The organism is Maricaulis sp. MIT060901 (assembly GCF_047123815.1).
Lineage (GTDB): Bacteria > Pseudomonadota > Alphaproteobacteria > Caulobacterales > Maricaulaceae > Maricaulis.
In genome coordinates, this window is record NZ_CP138920.1 from 2,888,517 (window position 1) to 2,911,081 (window position 22,565).

A 22,565-nucleotide genomic window follows, 5' to 3' on the forward strand; every position below is an offset into this window, starting at 1 on the left:
CGCAGGAGATCGCGACTTTGTTAGCTGAATTTGACGACGAGGATTGCTAACCGGTTCGCGCTCGGAGAAGAGGTTTCATGAGAGTTTCCATCATTGCTGCGCTGGTGACGGCGGCGGTATCCGGCGCTGCCTCCGCGCAGGGCGCCCACCCGCAGGTCTCGCCGGACGGTGAGCGTGTCGCCTATTTCAGCTTCGACATGTCCGCGCGCTCGGCTTCGATCCATGTGTATTCCTTCGCCAGCGGCGAGACCGAGACGCTGGACACCGGAACGCTGTGGTCAGTCAATCCTACCTGGCACCCGAGTGAGAACCGGATTGCCTTTGGTGGTGCCGTCGGCGGGATGAGCGATGCCTGGAATGTCTACGAGATGAACCTGGACACCGGAGAGGTCACCCAGCTGACTGATACGGCGCAACGTGAAGCGCACACGCATTACTCACCAGACGGAACTCGCTTGGCGTTTGTGCGCATGGGGCCTACTGCAGACGTATTCATCCTGGATCTCGCCAGTCGCGAGGTGACTGCCGTGACCTCGACGGAGGGACGGGAATTTCACGTCAAATGGGCTGACAATGACACTCTTGTCTATGATCTGAGCGAGGGTGAGCGGTCCTGGATCGTCGCGCACGATATTGGCGGTGCGATCCACCGCATCGAAGGGGCTGTTGAAGACGGGCGTGTCGGCTTGCCCGCGGTGCAGCAGGGTACAGGCGCACTCGCGTTCGCCATACGAGGCCCGGCCGGCAGCGAACTTGTCGTTCTGCGCGGAGATGCTCGAACCGTAGCCTATGCGGCTGAGACGCGCTGGAATGTCGGTGGGAGTTACTGGCGTCCGGGACGCGAGGAAATCGTGTTCACGATAGCCAGTGAAGACCGCGTCAGCCGCCTGATGGTCGTAAATCCGGAGACGGGCGAAGCCCGCCCCCTGATCGCCGAAGACTAGTTATCTGGTAGCGGAATATGTTCGCTTTCTCCCCGCGGCAGGTGGAAACGCCCGTCGCTGGGAAAGCCGTTTTCGCTCGCTTGGGTCCAGTCCGCCTTGGCTTGCTCCAGGCGCTCGGCACTTGAGGCGACAAAATTCCAGTAGATCTTGCGTTCGCCAACAGGGGCGCCGCCGCACATCATGATGCGGGCTCCGCTTTTTGTTGAAACACGCGGGTTCAGATTTTCCGGCAATACAAACATGCTGCCAGCCTCGAGCGTCTGGCCATCAACGCTGAGGTCACCCTCTACCAGATAAATCGCGCGTTCTTCGTGTTCCACATCCATGGTGAAAGCGGAATCCGCGGCCATCTCGCTGTGCAGGTAGAATATGGGTGAGAATACGGCGACTGCGGCCTCGCTGCCCCAGGCGGTGCCCAGGATAAGGTCGAACCGCACCTCCTCCCGTTCGATCACAGGGATTGTCTCTGCCGGGTGATGGTGAAAGGCGGGGGCGACATCCTCATCCGCTTCGGGCAGGGCAACCCAGGTCTGGATGCCGTACATGCGATGCCCGTTCTCGCGCTCCGGGGAAGGCGAGCGCTCCGAATGCACGACGCCGTGACCCGCCGTCATCCAGTTTACCGCGCCTGGCCGGATAACCAGGTCCTCGCCCAGGCTGTCCCGGTGCTGCAGGGCCCCCTCGAAGAGATAGGTCACGGTCGCCAGGCCGATATGCGGATGTGGTCGCACATCAATGCCCTGACCGGGCGCGAATTGCGCCGGTCCCATCTGGTCAAAGAAAGTGAAAGGGCCGACCATTCGTTTCTTGGCATAGGGCAGCACCCGACGGACGCTGAACCCGCCGAGGTCGCGCTCTCGACCGGCGATTTCCAAAATTTGATCCATGCGACAGCTCCACTTTCAACGGGTTGCGGCGAGGGCGGCTTGCCTCGCGCGCGCGCTCGGGCTTAGTTGCCAGCCATATGTGAGTGGAGGAACACATGAAGGCAATACTTGCAGCCGGATCAATCGCCTTGATCACGGCGGGCGCCTTTGCCCAGGAGCGTTATGAACTACCGGCCGAGCAGGCCGAGACGGCACGCATGCTGATCGACCAGGCACTGGAATCAGATCTGGCCTGGGACATCGTCGAATCGCTGACCACGGAAGTTGGACCGCGCCTGGGTGGTTCCGAGGCCGAGGCGCGCGCCCGGGAATGGGGCGCAGCGCTGGGTGAGGAACTGAGCTTTGACCGGGTTTCCATCGAGGAATTCGACATGCCGTTCTGGACGCGCGGCGACATGGAAATCACCATGAACGCGCCCTACGAACAGGCACTCTACGGCACCGCCCTGGGGGGATCTGGCCGCTCACCGCGCCTGCGTCCGATTTCCAGCGATATCGTCTATTTCCGCTCGGTCGATGATCTGATGGCGGCTGCGGATGGTTCCCTGGAAGGCAGGATCGCCTTCGTCGATGGCGAGCCGATTGTTCGCTCCCAGACCGGAGCGGGATATGGCCCGGCCAATGTTCGGCGTCGTGTGGGCTGGCAGCATGCCGAACGCGCAGGAGCCGAGGCGCTGGTGGTGCGTTCCGTGGGCTCTGATATCCGTCGTTTCCCGCATACCGGCATGATGTCGTCCAACGGTAACGGCGAGTGGGCTGAGATCCCTGTGATCGCCGTTTCCAATCCGGATGCGGATCACATCCGCCGTCTGCACGAGCTGGGTGAGGACATCAATTTCACCATTCGATCAACTGCCGGCTGGCGTGGCGAAGTGGTCAGCGGCAATGTCGTGCTCGACATCATCGGTCGTGAAAACCCGGAGGAGATAGTCCTGATCGGTGGTCACCTGGACAGCTGGGACTTGGGAACGGGTGCCGTTGATGATGGCGCTGGCATCGCCATCACGGTCGCTGCTGCAGAACTGATCGCGCGTCTGCCGGAACGTCCGCGTCGCACGATCCGCGTGGTCATGTTCGGTGCCGAGGAAGTCGGCCTCCTGGGCGCACGCGCTTATGCTGCACAGCATGCCGCGGAGGTCCCGAACCATGTTCTGGCGACTGAATCCGATTTTGGTGCCGGTCCGATCTGGCAGTTTGTTTCCAACGTCAACGAGGATGCCAATCCGGTGATCGACGCCATTGGTCGTGAGCTGATGCCGCTGGGGATTATCCGCGGAGGCAGCAATGTCCCGGGTGGTGGTCCTGACATCATTCCGCTGGCGTTTGCCGGTGTGCCAACCATCCGTCTCAATCAGGACGGCACGGATTATTTCGATCTACACCACACGCCTGACGATACGCTGGACAAGATCGATCCGGAGAGCCTTGCCCAGAATGTGGCCGCCTATGCCGCCACGATCTACCTGGCCGCAGAGCTGGACGTGAATTTCCGGCCAGACCCGGAAGCGGCTAGCGAATAACTGCTGGACACAGAAATGACAAAGGCCCCGCTAGCGGGGCCTTTTTTATGCGTAATCGTATTCGCCACCACGTTCGAGCGCGGCCTGGTAGGCCGGTCTGGCATGGATGCGGTCGACGAAGGATACAATATTGGCGTAGCTGGAAAACCCGGGCGCGCGAGCAGCGGAAGCTTCGAGCGGGAAGCTCATCTGTATATCGGCAGCACTGAATTCCTCGCCACAGAACCATGTGTTTTTGCCGAGATGGTTGTTGATGTACTCCAGCAGGGAGCTGATCTCGGGACCGGAGAAGTTGGCTTCCATCTGTTTGGAGATGGATTTGACGATCGGCTTGACGAAAAACGGCACCTTGGCCTCGGTCAATCGGTCACCAATCAGTTTCACGAGCAGCGGTGGCATCAGAGAGCTTTCCGAGAAGTGCAGCCAATAGACATAGTCCCGGTAATGCACATCGTGGGTCGCAGGCTTCAGCTGGTTCCCATAGGTGTCCACCAGATATTCTATGATCGCGGCAGATTCAGCGTAGGTCTGCCCGTTGTCCGTGATCAGAGGCGACTTGCCGAGCGGATGGACCTCACGCAATTCCTGTGGAGCACGCATCGTTTCTGCATCACGCTGGTAACGCACGATCTCATAGTCGACGCCGATCTCTTCCAGCAGCCAGAGAATGCGCTGGGATCGTGAATTGTTGAGGTGGTGAACGGTAATCATGGCACGCTAGCTCCTGTCGGCGGTCAAGAGATAGCGCGTCTTTCCCAGAGCTCAAGGCTGGTTATTCGCCAACATCATCCGTGACACTTCCCGGAGGATTCCAGCCGTCCAGGCGCATGCCGCTGTCCAGCCCGTCACCTTGCAGGCGCAGTCGCAATTGCTCTGCCACTTCCTTGCGGCCACCAGCGATGTCGGCCAGCGTGAAGTTGGAAAGCCGCGCAACCTGGCCGACGAACAGATGTCCATGGTCGGCCAACCGATAGGCGAAATCGACCAGGTGAGGAGATCTCGAGCAGAAGCTGAGAATGTCCTCGTTGACGGTGGGGTTATTGCGACTCTGGTTCCAGATCCAGTCTGCATCCCGGTAGGTGTGGAAATCGACCATTTTCTATCCCTAGTGCCATTCATCTCCCAAGGCACAACATATTGTGGATCGATTTGAGTCGGCGATGAATAAGAATTGACCGCTCGCACCGCCCTCCGCTGTGGATAAGGGCGTAAAGCGCCTTGATCTCAGCGGCCAAGCATCCGCGAGGGCCGGGTAGTGTCTGATCGTTAAGGGATAGCCCACGCCCGGCTATGAACACCGGGCGCAGTAGGGTGGCGTCTAAATGCCTGACCAGCGCACGCGAGTGCCCAGCTGGTCGAACACTTCATTCCAGTAACTGCGCAGCGGACCACGCTGTTCGGCTTCCCAGCGGTCGCGCGGGATAAGGCGGATTTCGATTTCTACACCGCGCAGGCTGTCGCCATAGGTCTCACGGATGGCGTTCGCGACATCCCGGGCTGGTGGTACGCGGTCGCGCAGGTCACCGCGGCTGCGGCCATAGACCGTGAAGATCTCCGAATTCTGAAGCATGTCCGAGACAAGGACGATGCGACGGCCCGGTACGGTGCGGTCAAATTGCGGGTCCTGGCTCAGGCGGGCGATCGCCTCGATGATCGGGCTGTTTGGTGCATTCTTGGGGCTGATCAAGTCAGCCAGGGCACGGTCCAGCGGGCCTGAGAAGAGATATTCATAACGCGCCTGGACACGGTCCGGATTGCGATAGAGCGGATTGACCTGCTCTCCGGCGCCCGGATTGCACAGCGAGAAACGGTTGGTGTTGCGCAACTGCCCGCTTTCATTGAGCTCGTAGAGAGAGAGGCGTTCGCCGACCTCGAGCGAGTCGCGTTCGGACAGGATGACTCCTTCGATCGAGCCAGCCTGCTGCGGTGAATAAAGGTCCGTCTTGTCGATGATGACGACGCGATGGGGCGGTGTGACACCAACCATGCAAAGCGTATCACTGTCATACTCGGCTGGCTTCAGGATGAAGGCTGCGTAGCTGATCCCGCCAAGGATCGCGGCAACAATGATCAGGTTGAAGAACCCTACGATATCGCGTCCCGACATTTATCCCCCCGTCGCTCCGCTGGATGCCCCCGGCCCGGTGAGCCGGAGGCTTGTTCGTGCACTTTAGCGGCGAACGCCCGGTCCGGCGAGATCTGCGTTGACGTCACGCAGAACTTCATTGGCCTCGACCAGCAATTCCAGCTCTGCCTCGGACATTTTCTTGGCGTCCTTGAAGCCCGCTTCCGTGCATTTCTGCAAGTCACGTGCGGCACTTTCCAGGCGCTTGGTGACACCGCCATACCCAAGGATCGGGTCAGAGAAAGTGCGGCCCTTGTAGGCTGCAATGGCGGCAAAGGTCGTACCCAGGATGAAGAGCAGCAAAGCTTCCAGCGTCTGGAAACCGAACGGGTTCATCCGGGCTTCCGTAACAGGTGCCAGGACCTCTCCGGTCGTTTCAGCTCCGCCAAGCGCCAACGTTGCGGCGTTGAACTCCAGCAAGTCCCTGAAGTGGGCTGCGGTCAGGTTCAGCGCGATCAGAGCGATGGAGGTCGCGACGATCAGAACCGCACCCATTGCCATATGCATCGGGCGATGAGGGTTGGTCATCAGGCGCGAGCCGAGGAAGCCGATCAGGAAGAAGGCTGCGATGACATTGGTGAAGGACACGGTGATCGCCTGCAGCCAGCCACCCAGCAGGCCCAGATCAGAGCCCTTGGAGAAGAAATAGGCATTGGCCAGTCCCTCGAAGAGGACCAGGGAGGCCAGAACCGAGAAGTGCAGGATGTGCGACTTCGGATAAACGGCTGCACGCTCGATCGGCTTTTGACGGCCGCGCGGCTGGGCTTGTCCCTCGGCGACTTCCTGCGGCGGCTCGATTGCGCCGTCCCAGGTTTGTCGGAAGTGCAGCAGATCGGCATGGCGTGCCTGTGCCAGCGACTTGGCATTGTCCAGCCGAGTCATCTCGACCGGCGAATGCATCTGCCGATATTTTTCTAGCTCGTAATTACCGTGCCCGGCGTCTGGCGACGACGGTCTTGGCGGGAATTGGATTGGAGCTTCAGCGGTCATGGCCTCCCCCGTTTTCAGCTCACCGGAATGGTTCGAGTAATAGGGTTAAGAGCTAAATGTGGCGCACAATGGGGCAGTTTTCGGCGATTTGGCGATCTTTCGATAAAATGGCCATCAGGACTTGCCGATAACGCTTCGAAGCATCAGATATATAACAGAATTCACATGGGGAGAGTGATGATGAAAAAAGGTGGATCCAGACGCGATTTTCTCAAGACAGGCGCCGCGGGCATGGTCCTCGCGGGCGGGGGATCGGCCGCATTGGGGCAAGAAAATGGCGCCTCAACCGCGAATCCGGAGACCGAATCTCCCCTAACAGAAGAAACCATTCGCTCGGCCGAGGCGATTTTCGATGTGCGCTACACGGACGCTGAACGCCAGATGATGGTGGATGGCATGGAGGCGTGGATTGACCGCATGAGCCGGTTCCGCCGCATCTCCAAGCCCAACGAGCTCGCGCCGGCCTGTTCCTTTGATCCGCGCCTGCTCAATGTCGACTACCCCGAGCAGGACAATCAACTTGTTCGTTCCGGGCAGGATGCAGGTCAGTTGCCGTCCGGTGACACTGACATCGCCTTTGCTCCGGTCTGGCGCTTGTCACAGTGGATTGAACGGCGCCAACTCAGCTCCCGCCGCCTGACCGATATCTATCTGGAGCGCATCAGTCGCCATAATGGTGTGTTACAGTGTTTTGTCACAGTGACGCCGGAAATAGCGCGTGCCCAGGCGGATGATGCCGACAGGGAAATCGCCGCCGGACAGTATCGAGGCGCGCTGCACGGCATCCCCTATGGCATGAAGGACATCATCGATATTGCCGATATCGCTTCGACCTGGGGTGCGACACCGTATCGGGACCGGGTCGCCAGCGAGACCGCCTTCATCGCAGATCGTCTGCGCGAAGCGGGTGCTGTATTGCTGGGCAAGACCACGAACGGCGCGATTGCCTATGGTGATATCTGGTTTGACGGTGTGACCAAGAATCCCTGGAACCCGGAAGAGGGCTCTTCCGGTTCGAGCGCCGGGTCTGCCTCGTCGACAGCGGCCGGCCTGGTCGCTTTCTCGATCGGCACCGAGACGCTCGGTTCCATTGTTTCACCGTCCAATCGCTGCGGCACGACCGGCTTGCGTCCGACATTCGGACGTATTTCCCGCCACGGCGCCATGGCCCTGTGCTGGTCACTCGACAAGATCGGTCCGATCACACGTTCGGTGGAGGATACCGGCCTGGTGCTCGAAGTCCTGAACGGTTTCGATCGCCAGGACCCCGGAGCCATCGACATGGGTTTTTCTGCGGACTTCACCCGTGATGTGCGCGGTATGCGCGTGGGCTTTGACCCTGCCTGGTTCGAGCAGGGGTCGGATGCGGATCGCGCCACGCTGGAGGCCGCACGATCTGCCGGTGTAGACTTGGTCGAAATCACCTTGCCCGACCTGCCATACGACGCGCTTTTTGCTGTGGTTGAGGCGGAATCCGCGGCGGCCTTCGAGGAACTCACCCTGACCGATCAGGATGACGACCTGCGCTGGCAGGCACCGTTCGCCTGGCCCAATACCTGGCGCCAGGCGCGTTTCATTTCAGCCATAGATCTGATCAATGTGGACCGTTTCCGGCGACAGGTTATGCGGGAGATGCATACATTGTTCGAAGGGTTGGATGCGATGATCGGTCCGAATTTCGCCGGTGCGATGCTGACGATCACCAACTATACAGGGCACCCCCAGCTCGCGATAAAATCCGGCTTCAACGAGATCGCCAGCCGTGCTGCCTTCGATGTCGAGCCGGCCAATCCGGACACGCTGTATCGTGTGCCCCAGACGACCTCGCTCTGGGCGCCATTGTTCCAGGAGGGGAACATTCTGGCGCTGGGGCGTGAAATCGAGAACCGGTTGGGTGTTGCCGATATGCGGCCGCCGCTGTTCAGCTAGGAAAAGCCATGATCCTGTATGATTACCATCAGGCGCCGAGTCCGCGCCGCGTCCGCATGCTGTTGGCCGAAAAGGGGATCGAGGTCGAGACTCGACAGATCGATCTCGGCGCCCGTGAGCAGTTGGGTGAGGAATTCCGCAAGATCAATCCGCGCTGCACGGTGCCAGCCCTGGCACTCGATGATGGCACGGTGTTGTGCGACAGCATGGCGATCACGCGCTATTTCGAGGAAATGCGGGCGGAGCCGCCCATGCTGGGCCGTGATCCGGTTGAAAAGGCCCTGGTCGCCGAATGGATCGCTCGGTGCGAGCAGGAGGGTTTCTTCGCGGTCGCGGAAGCCCTTCGCAACAAGGCACGTTCCTTCGCGGATGCTGCGCTGACTGGCCCCAAAGCCTATGCCCAGGTGCCGGAGCTGGCCGAGCGCGGTCGAGCCCGGGCGCAGGATTTCCTGGCTATTATGGACGAGCGGCTTGCCGAGAGTGCATTCCTCGCAGGTGATAACTTCACCGCTGCGGATATCACAGGCTTCATTTTCGTGGAGTTTGCTGCCTGGGTGAAAGTCATGCCGAACGAGGCGCAAACGCACCTCCTGGCCTGGTACCAGGCGGTCAAGGCGCGACCCAGCGCGTCGGCCTAGCGCGGATAGATCCTGTCGCCCTCGAGGCGCACCTCGAACAGGTCCGGTCGGGAATAATGCCCGGCCGGGTCACAGGCGGATTTTGCCTTGCGCACTTCTTCCAGATCCGCTTCGGCCATCAGGATGGTCTCACCATCTGCCGGTCCTGCGATGATTTCGCCGCGTGGATCGATGATCGCGCTCTGGCCGGTGTGTTCGAAGGCGCTGAGTTCGCGGAAACGTTCCGGCACATGTTCGGTCAGGCGCAGACCGGCCGGAGCGATCACATAGGCGCCGGCCTGGCTTGCAAAAGCGCGTGACAGCAGGATCTGTCGTGACCAGACCGGATCACTGGGCGCCGTTTCCGGTTCGCGTCCGGGCCAGCCGGCCACGTGGATCTGGGTGCCCTGGCAGATCAGGGAAAAGCCGGGCAGGACGATATTGTGCTCCCAGCAATTGAGACCGGATAGTCGACCATAGGGGCGCTCATGGACCTTGAGGCCCTTGGCATCACCATCCGCCCAGACCGAGCGTTCGTGATGGGTCGGTTTGATCTTACGGTGGCGCCCCAGCAATTCTCCGTCCTTCGAGATGAAGACCAGGCTTGCGTAGATGCTGCTCTTCGTTGCCGGGTCGAGTTCGGCGATACCGATGACGACATCTGTTCCAGCCAGTTTGGCCGCCTTCCGGATGCGCGCCATTTCCGGCCCGTCAAGGAGCACGGCGTTTTCCAGATAGAGCGCTGCAGCTTCCCACCAGAGTTCGCTCAGTGGCGCTTCGATGAAGAACGGATAGCCCGGCAGCCAGGTCTCGCCGAAAGCTGTTACATCGGCTCCCTGCTTGCCGGCCCTGGCGATCCACTCACAGGCCTTGTCGGTCGATGCGGCCTTGTCGAAGAATACTGGGGCAGCCTGAACAGCGGCCAGCTTGATCTCGCTCATTGTGAGGCGTCCTCGCGGGCAGGGTCATGGGTTTCGAACCAGCGCAGAATTTCCGCGACCTTGGTCAGCAGGCGGCTGGGCCGGGAATTGGAAATGCCGTGGAAACTGTCCGGAATGGTGACGAAGGCCGTTGGAACGTCCTGAACGCGTAGTGCCGTGTAGTACTGTTCGGCTTCCGAGCCAGGTGTGCGGAGGTCGGCTCCTCCTACCATCACCAGCGTCGGCGTCTCGACATTCCCCACGAGCGATAACGGCGAACGACGCCAGTATTCCTCCGGGTCCTCCCAGGGCGGGTTTTCGAACCAGTAGCGCAGGAAGAAGGGCGGAAGGTCCGAGTGCAGCACGAAGCTCGACCAGTTGATAACCGGCTTGACCACCGCTGCTGCAGCGAAGCGATTTGTCGTGCCAATGGCCCAGGCCGTCAGTGTTCCGCCGCCAGAGCCGCCCGTGATGAAAAGGCGTTCAGGATCGATAAAGCCTCGGTCGAGCATGTAGTCGATAGCGCCCATCAGGTCGTCATGATCATTGCCGGGATAGGCGTGGTGGATTTCATTCGCGAACTGGTCGCCATACCCCGAGGAGCCGCGCGGATTGGTGTAGATCACGACATAGCCAGCCGCCGCCATCAGTTGAAATTCAGCCGAAAAGACAGGCCCATAACCAGAGAACGGCCCGCCATGGATCTCCAGGATTAGTGGATATTGCTGGGTCGGATCAAACTCGGGCGGGTAAAGGACCCAGCCCTCGATTTCGAGCCCGTCATGCGGTGAGTTGAAATGGATTTCTTCCGCATCGGAGATGTGGATTCCGGCGAGGGCGTCCGAGTTAACATCGGTAAGCTGCACGAAGCCCTGATCTGCCGTGCCCACAAAAAGCTCGGCCGGGCGGGTCGCGGTGATTCCGGTGATGGCCAGGGTCCCATCAGAGGCAACGCTGTAACTGCCACCTGTATAGGGGCGACCGAACACGGGATCTCCCAGCCCGCCTACCAGGGGTTCGAGACGACCATCCAGGTGGATGCGGGCGACCACGGTATCGCCGCTGTCCTCGTACTGAACGTAGATGGCCTGACTGTCCGAGGACCAGGTCGGATTGGCGAGGGAGCGATCCAGATCGGCACTCAGTACGCTGTGTTCGCCGGACTGGGTGTCTAGCAGCGAGAGGCGCGTATTGTGATACCCCATGCGCTGATCATCATAGCCCAGATAGGCGATGTATCGCCCATCGGGTGACACGGCGGGTGCAGTGTCCGGGCCAAGCCTGTTTGTCAGTTGCATCCAGCCGTCTTCGGCTAGGTCGATGCGGTAGAGTTCGGTATTGGGCGGGTCTGTCTCTCGCTCCCGGCGGTCCGCGGAAACTATGAGTGACCGGCTGTCCGGTTCCCAGGCCAGGGCGTCAATACCAGCAGTAGCGGTTTGGGTGAGGGGGGTAATCCGGCCGGAGCTTGCGTCCATGATGAAAATTTGCCGATCGCCATAGGGCAGGGTGCCAAATCCATCGAGACGGAAAACCAGTCGGTCTTCAACCTGTGCCCGTGCTGCCCAGCGCTCTTCGTCTGCTTCTACACCGAGACTGGCAGGCTGTGGTGCTGCGCCACCGACAAAGCCGACAAAAGCGAGCATGGAACCATCGGGCGACCAGGCCAGATCATTGAGACCACCGTCCAGGCGGGTCAGTGTCGCTCGACGACCGGAGGTCGGATAATATCGGATCAGGCTGGCGCCGTTTTCGTTCTGGAGGACATAGACAAAACTCTCACCATCCGGCGCCCAGAGCGGCGCTGAGGAAGTTTCATCACCGGGTGTCAGAGAACGTTGTTGCGAGCCGTCAGCCCGGCTGAGCCAGACATTGGACATGCCCTGATCGGCACCACGGTCATTTGAACGCCGCACATAGGCGATCCATTCGCCGTCGGGCGAGATCTGGGGTGCTGCTATGGCTTCGAGCTCGAACACGTCTTCAGGCAGAAACGGGCGGGAGACATCGGCAGTCTGGAGCGCTCCGGCGGCGAGGATCGCCGCCCAGATGGAAATCGACACAGCATACTCCCTGGGTATCTAACTGAAAATCGGCAGGCTGAAGGTCCTGCGGTAGTGAACCGCAAATCGCATTGAATTCCAAAATAAAAAGGCCGGGGCGATAACCCCGGCCTTGTCCTTGTGGTGTTGGAATCTACTAACGGGAGATCGTGAACTCGATTCCGATAGTCCGGCCCGGCTTCAGCGGGGACAAGGTTCCGACCGCCGGATACGCCCCGAACGGCGCATTCACGCCATCATTGAGACTGGGCAGACCGAACAGCGGAGCGACATTGCCGCCAAAGGGCAGCTGGGTGTCGCCACCCGCCTGGACTTCATCCAGCAGGTTGCGACCGAACAGAGAGATCTCGAGGCCGTCGACCGGGGTGTACCAGGTCAGGTTGGCATCGAGCATGTCCGCTTCCTGGATCCAGCCGAAATTGCTGTCCGTGTACGCGATACGATCACGGTGCTGAAGATTGACGCGGGTCGACACCGTACCGGAGTTACCCAGATCGAGATCGTGGATAAAGCCGATGCCCCAAGTGGTTTCCGGGACACGTGGCAGGGCGAGAGCCAGGTCCGCACCATCGACGAGTCCGCCTGGATCTGCGGAGATGTTGAAGGCGACGGAGTCATATTCGGCATCGATCAGACCAAGATTGGCCATGATCAGGAAAGTGTCGGTCAGCGCATAACGACCTTCGAATTCAAAGCCGGAAATGCTGGCATCTGCCGTGTTCAGGATGGTCTGGACGACACCTGCGGTCGGATCGGAGGCGTTTACCTCACGCTGCATGTCCGCAACATCCGTAAAGAACGCGCCAAGGCTGAACTGCCCGCGACCATCTTCGGTTTCATGACGAAGGCCGATTTCGTAGCTGTCCACAGATTCTTCATCGAACGCGTAGGCGCCACCATTGCTGGCCACGATGGCCTCGAACGGTGCAGGTGCGGTGATGCGGAAGTTGTAGCCGCCGGAACGGAAGCCGCGCGTGTAGTTACCATAGATGTTGGTGTTCTCACCCGGGAACCACTGGAACCCGATTTTCGGCGTAACGTTCGACCATTCATCAGCATCGGTGAAGCCGTTGTTTTCACCCGGAACAAACGGGTTGGTGCCCGTGAACGGGCAAGTGCCGGCGACGATCGAGCACTCTGGCCGGGGCCGGATATAGGTGATGCTCGCGTCTTTTTCCTCGTTCGAATAACGAAGCCCGAAGCTTGCGATGAAAGTCTCCGTCACATTCCAGTCAAGCTGACCGAAGAGGCCGAAGACCGTGTGGTCTTGGCGGCCACCGCCGAAGAAGCGTGCAGCAGAGACGGTCGGCAGATCACGGGTCTCGGTATAGGCGATCTCCTGATCGAAATAATAGATACCGGTCGTTACATCGACATTGCCGAACGTGCCCGCATACCGAAGCTCGTTGGAAATTTGTTCCTGCGTGGTTTCGGAACCCGAGTGGAAGAAGAAGCCCGGTGTCGAATCGATATCGCCATAGGAGCTGCCTTCGGAATCACGGAAGCCGAAAATATTGGTGATCGTGCCGTTACCGAAATCAACGTTCAGGTCGGCGCGTATCGAACCCAGCCATGCATCTGATTCATAAAACCCACGTTCGTCGATCGAGAAATCGAACGTGCTGCGTTCGAAAATACCACGGTTCTGAGTTGAAGGGCCGTCGCCATCGCCGGACGAATTTTCCAGCTTGGCTAGGATGCTGAGATCGTCACTCGGCGTCCACTCAAGCGAACCACGGATGATGGTGGCTTCATTGGCACCGTGGTCGGAGCCGTCAAGCAGATTCGTGAAATAGCCACCATCGTCGTTGCGGTACATGGACAGGCGACCATTCAGGACACCTTCTACAATCGGCCCCGAAACATAGCCCTGCAGGGTGTGAGCGCTGCTGCCGCGGTCGTCATCCATGGGGCCTTCGAACGTATAGCGCGCACCCCAGGTGAACTCGTCCGTCGGCGAACCGGTATTGATGACGATCGCGCCGCCGGTCGTGTTGCGACCGAACAAAAGGCCCTGGGGACCACGGAGAACTTCGATGGAATCCAGATCGAACATGTCGAAGACAAGTCCGCCATTATATCCCATATACACGCCGTCGATGAAGACGCCGACTGTCGGGTCAATCGACGGAATGGACGAATTCACGCCCAGGCCCCGAATTGAAAAGTTCGCGGTGCCTCGCGACGTTGCAATGTCATCGAGAGTGACGTTGGGAATGGAATAGCTAAGGCTTTCAAGATCACGCATGTTTAGCGCGTCCAGGGTATTGGCGTTAAATGCAGATACCGAAATGGCGACGTCCTGAACGTCTTCCGCATCCGGTCGTTTTGTTGCAGTTACGGTGATTGTGTCAGAGATGACACTTTGAACGCTGCCTCGGCGTTGTTCCTGGTTGTCCTGCGCGTTGGCGCCTGATGCGCATATCGCAATGGCACTAGCGCCCGCAAGGAGCGCTTTGGTGATGTCGAGTTTCATGTTTTCTCCCCTAATTATCGATCCGTCTGTATTTGTTGCCTCAGTCCGGGCGGCATGCCTTCGATAGCTTTCGGTCACGATTCTTCAGAACCAGACTATCTCGACCGTTCGCGCATCGAGCACTCATTTCGGTCGGTGTGTTGGCTGAAGCGAAGATGCTTCTTGTTCGGGTGTGGTCTTTTTGTTTTCTCCTCCTTAAGACCTAGACTGACGCATCTGGTAGTCCAGCGGGCCAGCGCATCTAAATCAGACAAGATAAGCATCTGGGCCGACACCGCGGGATGAAGCCTAATCTAGTTTCCTCTTGTAGGTAAACGCGTAGACGACCGAACTTTTCCACTTTGCTTCGCAAGTGATGGCTTAATTCACGTTTGCCCTTTTCTATCAGCGTGACTTAGCCGTTTTGTCAGACTTGTTAGGCCTGTCGGCTCGGTGTTATCTAGGTCAGTGTCATGAGTTGTTTTTTAAGGTGATTTTCACCACTAGAATCGGGCAATGGGTGTTAGGCGGACTGCCGACGATCATGGGTAGAGAGAAGGCGAGATGACACAGCGTACCAAACGACTTCTCCTAATGGCCGCCGGGGCCTGGCTGGTATTGACCGCGCTGGCCGTGAATTTTGGTCCGGTTTCCGTAGGAACACTTGAGCGTCGCCTGCAGGCCAATGCCCAGGATGCGCTGGATCGTCGTGGCTATAGCTGGGCTCAGGTTCGGATGGATGGCCAGGTTGCCACCTTGACCGGCGCAGCCCCCGACGAAGATCAACAGCAGGCTGCGATCGCGATTGTGCGTGCCTCGACCTGGTCTGGTGGCCGCGTTGCCGGTGGAATTAGCCGTGTTGTCGATGAGATGGTCGCCGAGACCCGATCCCGTGGCTTTTATATTCGCGGCGATATGATTTCCGCAGGCCGTGTCCATATCAGTGGCGGCGCTGCAACCGATGCCATGCGTCAGGAAATCGGCAGCTTTTCCTCCGCGACATTTTCCCAGGGTTCCGCAGTGGACCTGACGATTGTTCCGGGCGGTGAGGAAATCGCTGGCTGGGACGAAGCGGTCAGGAGATTGCTGGGTCAATTGGCGCGCCTTGAGCAAGGTTCCATTTATCTTTCCGGCACTTCCGCAGCCCTGATCGGCGAAGCGGCCAACCCGCAGATCGCCCGTTCGGTGACGCGCGCCCTGGTCAATATGCCCGAGGGATATGAAGCCGCTTCCGTAGTGACTCCGTCCGGAGCGCCGGCGGAAGTTTCCATCGCCGGAAGCGCGGGATGCCAGACTGTTCTGCGGGCAGCTCGCAGTGCTGATGAAGACGAATTACGTTTCGACCATGGCGGTGTTGAACCCAGCCCCTTTACTGAAGTGGCGCTGCGACGCATGGCTCGTGTTTTCCAGGCCTGTCCCGGAGAGCCCACGTTGCGGATCGGGATTGGCGTTGAAGAAGGCGGTGCGGAGTTGGCTGCGAGCCGGGCTGACCGCGTGCGGGCGTTGATGGTCCAGGCCGGAGCGCCAACCGAGAGATTGAATATCGTACTGGAGAACAATCAGGTCCGATTGCTTCAGTTCGAAGTGGAAAGCGATGAGGGGTAGGCCATGTTTTGGTTGATCTGGCAGATGGGACTGATCCTGTTGGCAGCGTTTGCGCTGGGCCTGTTCTTCGGAAGACAGATTTGGAGCGGTGATGCGCGAAGCGCTGAAGCTGACCAGGCTCTGGCGGAAGCGTCCCGCCTGCGCGCGGAAAATGAAAACCTGGCCCGTCGCCTAGGTGAATCCGAAGCCCGCCAGAAAGATGTCTCGCCAAACGTGCAACCCGTGCCGGCGCAGAGTGCACCCGCGCCAGCGAAAGCCGAGGCGGATACCGGGGCAGTCAACGCAGACGAGCAGGAACCAGATCCGGCTGCCGAGACACCCACTCCGAAAGTGGTCAAGCCGACCCCCTCCGCCAAGCGCGGGAAGACTGCGGCGAAGCCCGCCAAGGCAGATGCTCCAGCTGACGATTTGACGAAGATCAAGGGCTTGGGCCCAAAGGCCGCTGCGGCGCTGCATGACGGCGGCGTGACCCGTTTCGCCCAGATCGCCGCCTGGTCCGACACGGATGTTGAAGACTGGGATGCCCTCATCAATGGACGCGGCCGGATTACCCGGGATGACTGGGTCGGGCAGGCCCGTTCTCTCGTCGGCTAGCCATGCGGTCTGCGGATGATTTTCATGCGTTTTGTGCTGCTCTTCCGGCGACCAGCCATGTTGTTCAGTGGGGGGGGCATGATGTCTGGAAGGTGGGCGGCAAAGTCTTCGTGATCGCGGGCTTCAGTGAGGAAGAGGGGCCCCGCCTTTCCTTCAAGGTTTCGGACATCTCCTTCGAAATCCTGCAAGACCAGCCGGGCCTGCGGCCGGCGCCTTATCTTGCGTCGCGGGGAATGAGCTGGATCCAGCATTATGAAGAGCCGGGCCTCGATGATGCTGCGCTGCGCGACTATATCCGCGAGAGCCACCGTCTCGTGGCGGCGGGTCTGACCAAGAAGAAGCAGAGAGAGCTGGGCCTGCTCAGCGACTAGTCGATTTCTGCGTAGTTGAGGACATCGATTGCGTTGTAGGCGTTCCGATCCTGCGGCATCTCACCCGTTCGGATAAGGATCTCCAGGGAGACACGCTTCTCACCGGCATCGCCGTCAAAGTGTACGCCGAGGCCAACTGACGTGCCTGAACGTCCTCCGGAACCAAATCTGTGGCTGACACCCGTCCGAACGCGGACCGGGTCGCGCTCATTGCCGTCACGCGAGCTAGAGACGACGAGGAACCATTCGCCATCATTGAGCAGCGTGACTTCTGCAGCGCGCCGAAGAGCCATGTCCTCCGCGTCACGAAGGGACATGTCCGAGCCCGCATCGAAGTGAATCCGGAAGCGATCGCTCTCGATCTGCTGTTCCGAATAACCGCGGTCACGGCCGTTCGCAGGGGTATAGGTCGTCGGAGTGTTAGCGCAGGCGACAAGAGCCGCAGACGCCAGGATGGGAGGCAAAACACGCATTCGAAATTCCTTCACGCTGGCCCTATGAAAGCCCGTCGCGGCAGCTGGATCAATCCTCATTGGCGAGGTCGTCGAGCGGGGGGGCGGCAAAGGGTGATAACTCGGCGTTGCCATAGGTCTGGGTGAAGGCCTGGTGTCGGGACCAGTCGACCAGCATCTCCAGATAGCCCTGCGCATATCCCAACCCCTGGCGGCTACCGTCCTCGGCTTCGACAAACCGCGTTATCCCGTGATCCGTGTCCGGGAAGAATGCGATATCGATGATGTGTCCATCGCTCTGCAATTCGGTCAGGATCTGGCGCGTCGGGGCCGACGGCGCCTCTCGGTCCGCACCGGCGAGCACCCACAGCATGGGGACACCGACCTTGCGCAGGACGGGCACGGGTTCATGGCCCCAGCTGGTGCCAACGCCAAGGAAGCGATAGCCCATCCGGAATTGCCACAGCGGTCTCATGGTCATTTCGCCGGTTATCTCTCCGCGCATCTCCTGGAACCAGGCTTCATCGCCCCATTCGCGGCGAACTCGGGCGAGGTCTTCAGCTCCGTCCTGGAAATTCGAGGCCAGCAGCCGGCCGGTGATGTCGGTGACCTGGCGGGCGCGGTCCAGCACCGCGTCATCATAACCGGCCTCCCGCAATTCCATCTGCACCTGCTCGCGGTCCTCGGCCAGCGGGCTTTCCGCCAGTCCGAAGCTGGCGATGACAAAATCGGGTTGGCTGAGGGTCGCTGCCAGTGGCGCGACCCATCCACCCTGGCTGCCCCCGAGATAGCCGGAGCTCGAGGCGCGCCCGGCGGCCAGTTCCAGGGCAGTTCGGTGAGCGGCTGCCGCATCCGCAGCCAACAGGTCGAAGTCCTGGGTGTACTCCCCCGTCGATGCGCCTGTGCCCCGCTTGTCATAGACGAAGGCACCGATGCCATGGGCCGGCAACATCCGCTGCAGGAAGGCATAATCCCGCGCGCTCCAGTCTTCCGATCCGTGCACGAGGACAACGATCGGCACCGGTTCGTAGCCCGCTGGCATGACCAGGCGGCCCGCGAGCTCTTCGTCCGCGCCTGTAAAGCGGACGTCCTGAATATCATGGGAGATGCGGGTCGCATGACCCTGCAGGCTATCAATGCCGTTGATCTCTATCCCGTCATCACCGCAGGTGGTCATTGCCAGCCGGGCGGTGTGGGGCAGGTCGCTCCAACCCGTTGTGCCCGTCCAGACGCCGTCCTCGTCGCGGCTGACGCGGCCCACTTCGCCCGACATGACACGCCAGCGCAAATGATCCGAACTGGACAGGCCGACATCGATCACATCGCCGGTAGCCACGCGGTAACTCCCGACCAGACAGCGCATGTCAGCGCTGATCTCGTCATCCGATGATGAACATGCCGCGAGCGTGATGCTGGCTGCCAGTGCAACACTGAAAAAGCGCATGGGGCCCCTCCTGATCCAATATCAGCTTAGCGGAGAGAAGGGGCCGACGACCAGCTTATTCTGCCAATTCTGCCTCGATATCGACGCCCATACGCTCCAGCATCACGATGGCACTGTCTGCGATGATTGTGCCCGGCGGGAAAACTGCGGCTGCACCCATCTGGCGCAGGACCGGCTCGTCGTCCGGCGGGATAACGCCGCCAACAATCACCAGAATGTCGTCACGCCCGTTGTCGCGCAGCGCATTGCGCAGCTCGGGTACCAGGGTCAGGTGACCGGCCGCCAGTGACGAGGCTGCAGCGGCGTGAACGTTTTCCTCCACCGCCAGTGCCGCAGCCTCTTGCGGTGTCTGGAAGAGCGGTCCGGCGACGACCTCCCAGCCGAGGTCGGCATAGGCCGAGGCGACGACTTTCTGGCCGCGGTCATGCCCGTCCTGGCCCAGCTTGGCGATCAAGATCTTGGGCTTGCGGCCGTGACGCTTTGCAAAGTCTGCAGCAAATCGTTTTGCCAGCTTGATGCGGTCATCATCACCTGCTGCGGCGGCATAGACGCCTTTGACCGTCTGGATCTTTGCCACATGGCGGTTGAAGGAGCGCTCCATCGCGTCTGAAATCTCGCCGACGGTCGCCTTGGCGCGTGCTGCGTCGACGGCCAGTGCCAGCAAATTGCCGTCACCCGCGCGCGCGGCATTGGCCAGCCCGTCCAGCTTGCTTTCGACCTCGGCGCTGTCGCGCTCCTGGCGCAGGCGTTCGAGCTTCTCGATCTGCTGTTTTCGAACCAGGTAATTGTCGACCTTGAGAACCGGAACGTCTTCTTCCTCGTCGAGACGGAACTTGTTGACGCCGGTAATCGTCTGCTGACCGCTATCGATCATCGCCTGGGTGCGGGCAGCAGCTTCTTCAATCCGCAGTTTCGGGATGCCGGCATCAATCGCCTTGGCCATGCCGCCCAGCTTGTCGACCTCGGCGATATGATCGAGCGCCTTGGCTGCCAGATCGTGGGTCAGGCGTTCGATATAGTGGCTGCCGCCCCACGGGTCGGCGGCGTCACACAGATGAGCCTCGGTCTGCAGCAGAAGCTGAGTGTTGCGGGCAATGCGTGCGGAGAAATCCGTCGGCAGGGCCAGGGCTTCGTCCAGCGAGTTGGTGTGCAGGGATTGGGTGTGACCATCCACCGCCGCAATGGCTTCCAGTGCTGTACGGCCAACATTGTTGAACACATCCTGGGCCGTCAGCGACCAGCCGGAGGTCTGGCAGTGCGTGCGCAGGCAGATCGACTTGTCGGATTTCGGCGCAAAGCGCTCCTTGACCAGCTTGGCCCACAACAGGCGCGCCGCGCGAAGCTTGGCGATCTCCATGAAGACATTCATGCCGATGCCGAAGAAGAAGGAGAGACGAGGCGCGAAAGCGTCCACGTCGAGGCCGGCATCCACACCCGTCTGGATGTATTCCAGACCGTCCGCGATCGTGTAGGCCAGCTCCAGATCCGCCGGCGCGCCGGCCTCCTGCATGTGATAGCCCGAGATCGAGATCGAGTTGTATTTCGGCATGTTTGCCGAGGTATAGGCAAAGATGTCCGAGATGATGCGCATGGAAGGCTGGGGCGGATAGATATAGGTGTTCCGCACCATGAATTCCTTGAGGATGTCGTTCTGGATCGTACCGGAGAGTTTATCCGGGCTGACGCCCTGTTCCTCGGCCGCAACGATGTAGAGTGCGAGGACCGGCAGGACCGCGCCATTCATCGTCATCGAGACGGACATCTGGTCGAGTGGGATGCCGTCAAACAGGGTCCGCATGTCATAGATGCTGTCGATCGCCACACCGGCCATGCCGACATCACCGGCAACACGTTCATGGTCACTGTCATAACCGCGGTGAGTGGCCAGGTCGAAAGCAACCGAAAGGCCTTTCTGGCCGGCGGCCAGATTGCGGCGGTAGAAGGCGTTGGAGTCTTCCGCCGTCGAGAAACCGGCATATTGACGGATGGTCCAGGGGCGCTGGCCATACATGGTCGGATAGGGGCCGCGCACAAAGGGCGCTGCGCCCGGAACACTGGTCAGGAAATCAATGCCCTCGCTGTCGCCGGCGCGGTATTGCGACTTGATCGGAATGCCTTCTGCCGGCGTCCATTCGCGGCGAGCGCCATCATTGCCGGTCTCCAGCGCGCCGAGCTCGATCTGAGTGAAGTCAGGGTTCTGCATTACTTCTCTCCTTCGAAGGAGGCCGCAAGCAAGACGGGAGCAAGAGGGCTGTCGGGGGAGGTCATCTCGCCCCAGGTACCACCAGTCTCGACGGGTTTCGGATCCGGGTCTGGGTATTTGGTGACACCCAGAATGATTTCTTTGCCATCGGCAATCTGCTGCAGTCGGGCTTCACGCGCCGCAGCGATCTCGGCCTGCAGCGATCCGTCGCCAAAGGCCTCGACAAGCCCGCCCTTGCGCTCGATGTCCTGGAACAACGACCAGGCCTTCTGTGCCAGCTGCTCGGTCAGGTGTTCGTGCAAATAGCCGCCGGCTGCCGGGTCCGTGACCTTGCCGGCGTGGCTCTCCTCGGCCAGCAGGATGTGGAGATTGCGCGCGACGCGGCGTGCAAACCCGCCGGGGCGGGCGATCGCGTCCGTGAGCGGGCGGATGGTGATGCAGTCCGCGCCGCCGGCCGCTGCGGCGAAACCTGCGCAGGCATTGCGGATCAGATTGGTCCACGGATCCTGGGCGCTGAGCATGCGTCCTGCCGTGACGACATGGATGTTGGCGCGTGTTTGTGTTGCACCGAAGCTGCTGGCGATCTGCGCGAATACCCGGCGTGCCGCCCGCAGCTTGGCGATGGTGAGGTGAATGTCAGTGTCGGCTGCAAGCTTGATCTCGATGGCCTGAGACGCCTCATCCGCGCTCATGCCGCATTCACCCATAAGGCGCATGTAGGCCGCGACCTTGCCGGCCATGACGGCGAGTTCCTGTGCTTCAGTCGCACCGGCCTCGAAGGCGAGGGCGCCGTCAGCACGGAAGGTCTTCAGTTTCGGAAACGCGGCCTGGCAGAGCTGAACGTGGGCTTTGGCCTTGTCGAAACACTCCGGATCCAAGTCCACATTCTGGCGTGCAGCGCGGCCGATCGGGTTGAGCCCCAGACCGCCCTCGAGCGTTTCACCGTCAATCCGACGACGCGCATAAAGTGCGAGCAGGTGATGGGCGTGCGTGCCCTGGCCCAGGATGACATCGAGGTGGATCGGAGCGAGAGACAGGTCGACTCCCTTGAGGGCCGCGTCCAACGCGTCGACATCATTCGCCGCGAGACCGGTTTCGCCCCGCGGGTCGAGATTGAGTTCCAGCTCCGAAACTCCGCCCATCAAATCTGCGAGAGCCGCTTCATTGGCAGTTTCCGGAGTCGCTTCAACGATGGAGGCGCGCATGCCCCAGGGCAGGTGTAGGTCGCGCTCACGCAAGTCCACGGCACCCGCATTGTCAGCCCGCTCGAAAAAGGCCGGGCCGCGATCAATACCATCCGCGCTGGCCCGCCCGAGTGTCTCGTCGAAATCCGCTCCGCGCAGGGCCTTTTCGGCCAGCGGGCGCCAGTCTTCGGCGGTTTTTGCGGCAAATCCCCCGGACATGGTGTGGATAGTTTCGCTCATCGGACAAATTCCTCGCGGCGCAATG

General features: G+C 60.4%; 19 protein-coding genes. 7 read left to right on the top strand and 12 right to left on the bottom strand.

The features are described 5' to 3' along the window. Nucleotides 1-77 precede the first annotated feature (77 nt). Complete coding sequence (locus SIC17_RS14245) at nt 78-944, top strand: TolB family protein (RefSeq protein ID WP_291896467.1); 867 nt, start codon at nt 78-80, stop codon at nt 942-944. Here the strand turns inward: SIC17_RS14245 and SIC17_RS14250 are convergent. Next, nucleotides 941-1,831, bottom strand: a complete 891-nt coding sequence (locus SIC17_RS14250; RefSeq protein WP_412545772.1) for a pirin family protein — start codon at nt 1,829-1,831, stop codon at nt 941-943. The genes SIC17_RS14245 and SIC17_RS14250 overlap by 4 nt on opposite strands. A 95-nt stretch (nt 1,832-1,926) precedes the next feature. Here SIC17_RS14250 and SIC17_RS14255 point away from each other — a divergent pair, with 95 nt between their 5' ends. Continuing rightward, complete coding sequence (locus tag SIC17_RS14255) at nt 1,927-3,351, top strand: M20/M25/M40 family metallo-hydrolase (RefSeq protein ID WP_412545773.1); 1,425 nt, start codon at nt 1,927-1,929, stop codon at nt 3,349-3,351. A gap of 45 nt (nt 3,352-3,396) precedes the next feature. Here the strand turns inward: SIC17_RS14255 and SIC17_RS14260 are convergent, their stop codons facing one another. From SIC17_RS14260 to SIC17_RS14275, 4 genes are all read right to left on the bottom strand, one after another. Continuing rightward, complete coding sequence (locus SIC17_RS14260) at nt 3,397-4,062, bottom strand: glutathione S-transferase (protein WP_412545774.1); 666 nt, start codon at nt 4,060-4,062, stop codon at nt 3,397-3,399. 61 nt (nt 4,063-4,123) lie between these two features. Then, a complete protein-coding gene (locus tag SIC17_RS14265; RefSeq protein ID WP_291896459.1) occupies nt 4,124-4,447 on the bottom strand; it encodes a hypothetical protein in 324 nt (107 codons plus the stop codon). A 222-nt stretch (nt 4,448-4,669) separates the two neighbouring features. Next, nucleotides 4,670-5,458, bottom strand: coding sequence for a hypothetical protein (locus tag SIC17_RS14270; RefSeq protein ID WP_291896457.1), 789 nt, complete (start codon nt 5,456-5,458; stop codon nt 4,670-4,672). 63 nt (nt 5,459-5,521) lie between these two features. Beyond that, nucleotides 5,522-6,358, bottom strand: a complete 837-nt coding sequence (locus SIC17_RS14275) for a hypothetical protein (RefSeq protein WP_412545775.1) — start codon at nt 6,356-6,358, stop codon at nt 5,522-5,524. Between the two features lie 288 nt (nt 6,359-6,646). Here SIC17_RS14275 and SIC17_RS14280 point away from each other — a divergent pair, with 288 nt between their 5' ends. Both SIC17_RS14280 and SIC17_RS14285 read left to right on the top strand, forming a co-directional pair. Beyond that, nucleotides 6,647-8,395 carry an amidase gene (locus SIC17_RS14280; RefSeq protein WP_412545776.1) on the top strand — a complete coding sequence of 583 codons (1,749 nt, stop codon included), beginning with the start codon at nt 6,647-6,649 and terminating at the stop codon, nt 8,393-8,395. Between the two features lie 8 nt (nt 8,396-8,403). Continuing rightward, entirely contained in the window at nt 8,404-9,033 is a 630-nt protein-coding gene (locus SIC17_RS14285) for a glutathione S-transferase family protein (protein WP_291896452.1), read from the top strand. Here SIC17_RS14285 and SIC17_RS14290 read toward each other — a convergent pair. The 3 genes from SIC17_RS14290 to SIC17_RS14300 form a co-directional block, all read right to left on the bottom strand. Next, nucleotides 9,030-9,953: a carbon-nitrogen hydrolase family protein gene (locus tag SIC17_RS14290; protein WP_412545777.1), complete on the bottom strand. Its 924-nt coding sequence runs from the start codon at nt 9,951-9,953 to the stop codon at nt 9,030-9,032. The two genes, SIC17_RS14285 and SIC17_RS14290, sit on opposite strands and share 4 nt — an antisense overlap. After that, nucleotides 9,950-11,992, bottom strand: a complete 2,043-nt coding sequence (locus SIC17_RS14295) for a S9 family peptidase (protein ID WP_291896448.1) — start codon at nt 11,990-11,992, stop codon at nt 9,950-9,952. Before SIC17_RS14295 ends, SIC17_RS14290 begins: the two co-directional genes overlap by 4 nt. 136 nt (nt 11,993-12,128) lie before the next feature. Continuing rightward, complete coding sequence (locus SIC17_RS14300) at nt 12,129-14,468, bottom strand: TonB-dependent receptor (protein ID WP_412545778.1); 2,340 nt, start codon at nt 14,466-14,468, stop codon at nt 12,129-12,131. 543 nt (nt 14,469-15,011) lie between these two features. Between SIC17_RS14300 and SIC17_RS14305 the strand changes: the two genes are divergently transcribed. Genes SIC17_RS14305 through SIC17_RS14315 form a run of 3 tightly spaced genes read left to right on the top strand, consistent with a single transcriptional unit; the run spans nt 15,012 to nt 17,017 of the window. Further along, on the top strand, nt 15,012-16,052 hold the full coding sequence (locus SIC17_RS14305) for a hypothetical protein (RefSeq protein WP_291896443.1): 1,041 nt from the start codon (nt 15,012-15,014) through the stop codon (nt 16,050-16,052). A gap of 3 nt (nt 16,053-16,055) precedes the next feature. Then, nucleotides 16,056-16,646 carry a hypothetical protein gene (locus tag SIC17_RS14310; RefSeq protein ID WP_412545779.1) on the top strand — a complete coding sequence of 197 codons (591 nt, stop codon included), beginning with the start codon at nt 16,056-16,058 and terminating at the stop codon, nt 16,644-16,646. A gap of 2 nt (nt 16,647-16,648) precedes the next feature. Further along, complete coding sequence (locus tag SIC17_RS14315; protein WP_291896439.1) at nt 16,649-17,017, top strand: MmcQ/YjbR family DNA-binding protein; 369 nt, start codon at nt 16,649-16,651, stop codon at nt 17,015-17,017. Here the strand turns inward: SIC17_RS14315 and SIC17_RS14320 are convergent. Genes SIC17_RS14320 through SIC17_RS14335 form a run of 4 tightly spaced genes read right to left on the bottom strand, consistent with a single transcriptional unit; the run spans nt 17,014 to nt 22,540 of the window. Then, nucleotides 17,014-17,490 (bottom strand): CC0125/CC1285 family lipoprotein, encoded by a 477-nt coding sequence (locus SIC17_RS14320; protein ID WP_412545780.1) that lies wholly within the window; start codon nt 17,488-17,490, stop codon nt 17,014-17,016. The two genes, SIC17_RS14315 and SIC17_RS14320, sit on opposite strands and share 4 nt — an antisense overlap. Before the next feature lie 49 nt (nt 17,491-17,539). Then, complete coding sequence (locus tag SIC17_RS14325) at nt 17,540-18,913, bottom strand: alpha/beta hydrolase family protein (RefSeq protein WP_291896435.1); 1,374 nt, start codon at nt 18,911-18,913, stop codon at nt 17,540-17,542. A 55-nt stretch (nt 18,914-18,968) separates the two neighbouring features. Next, complete coding sequence (gene scpA, locus SIC17_RS14330; RefSeq protein ID WP_412545781.1) at nt 18,969-21,116, bottom strand: methylmalonyl-CoA mutase; 2,148 nt, start codon at nt 21,114-21,116, stop codon at nt 18,969-18,971. Then, on the bottom strand, nt 21,116-22,540 hold the full coding sequence (locus tag SIC17_RS14335; protein WP_412545782.1) for a methylmalonyl-CoA mutase family protein: 1,425 nt from the start codon (nt 22,538-22,540) through the stop codon (nt 21,116-21,118). The genes scpA and SIC17_RS14335 overlap by 1 nt, the downstream gene beginning before the upstream one ends. Nucleotides 22,541-22,565: the final 25 nt, after the last annotated feature.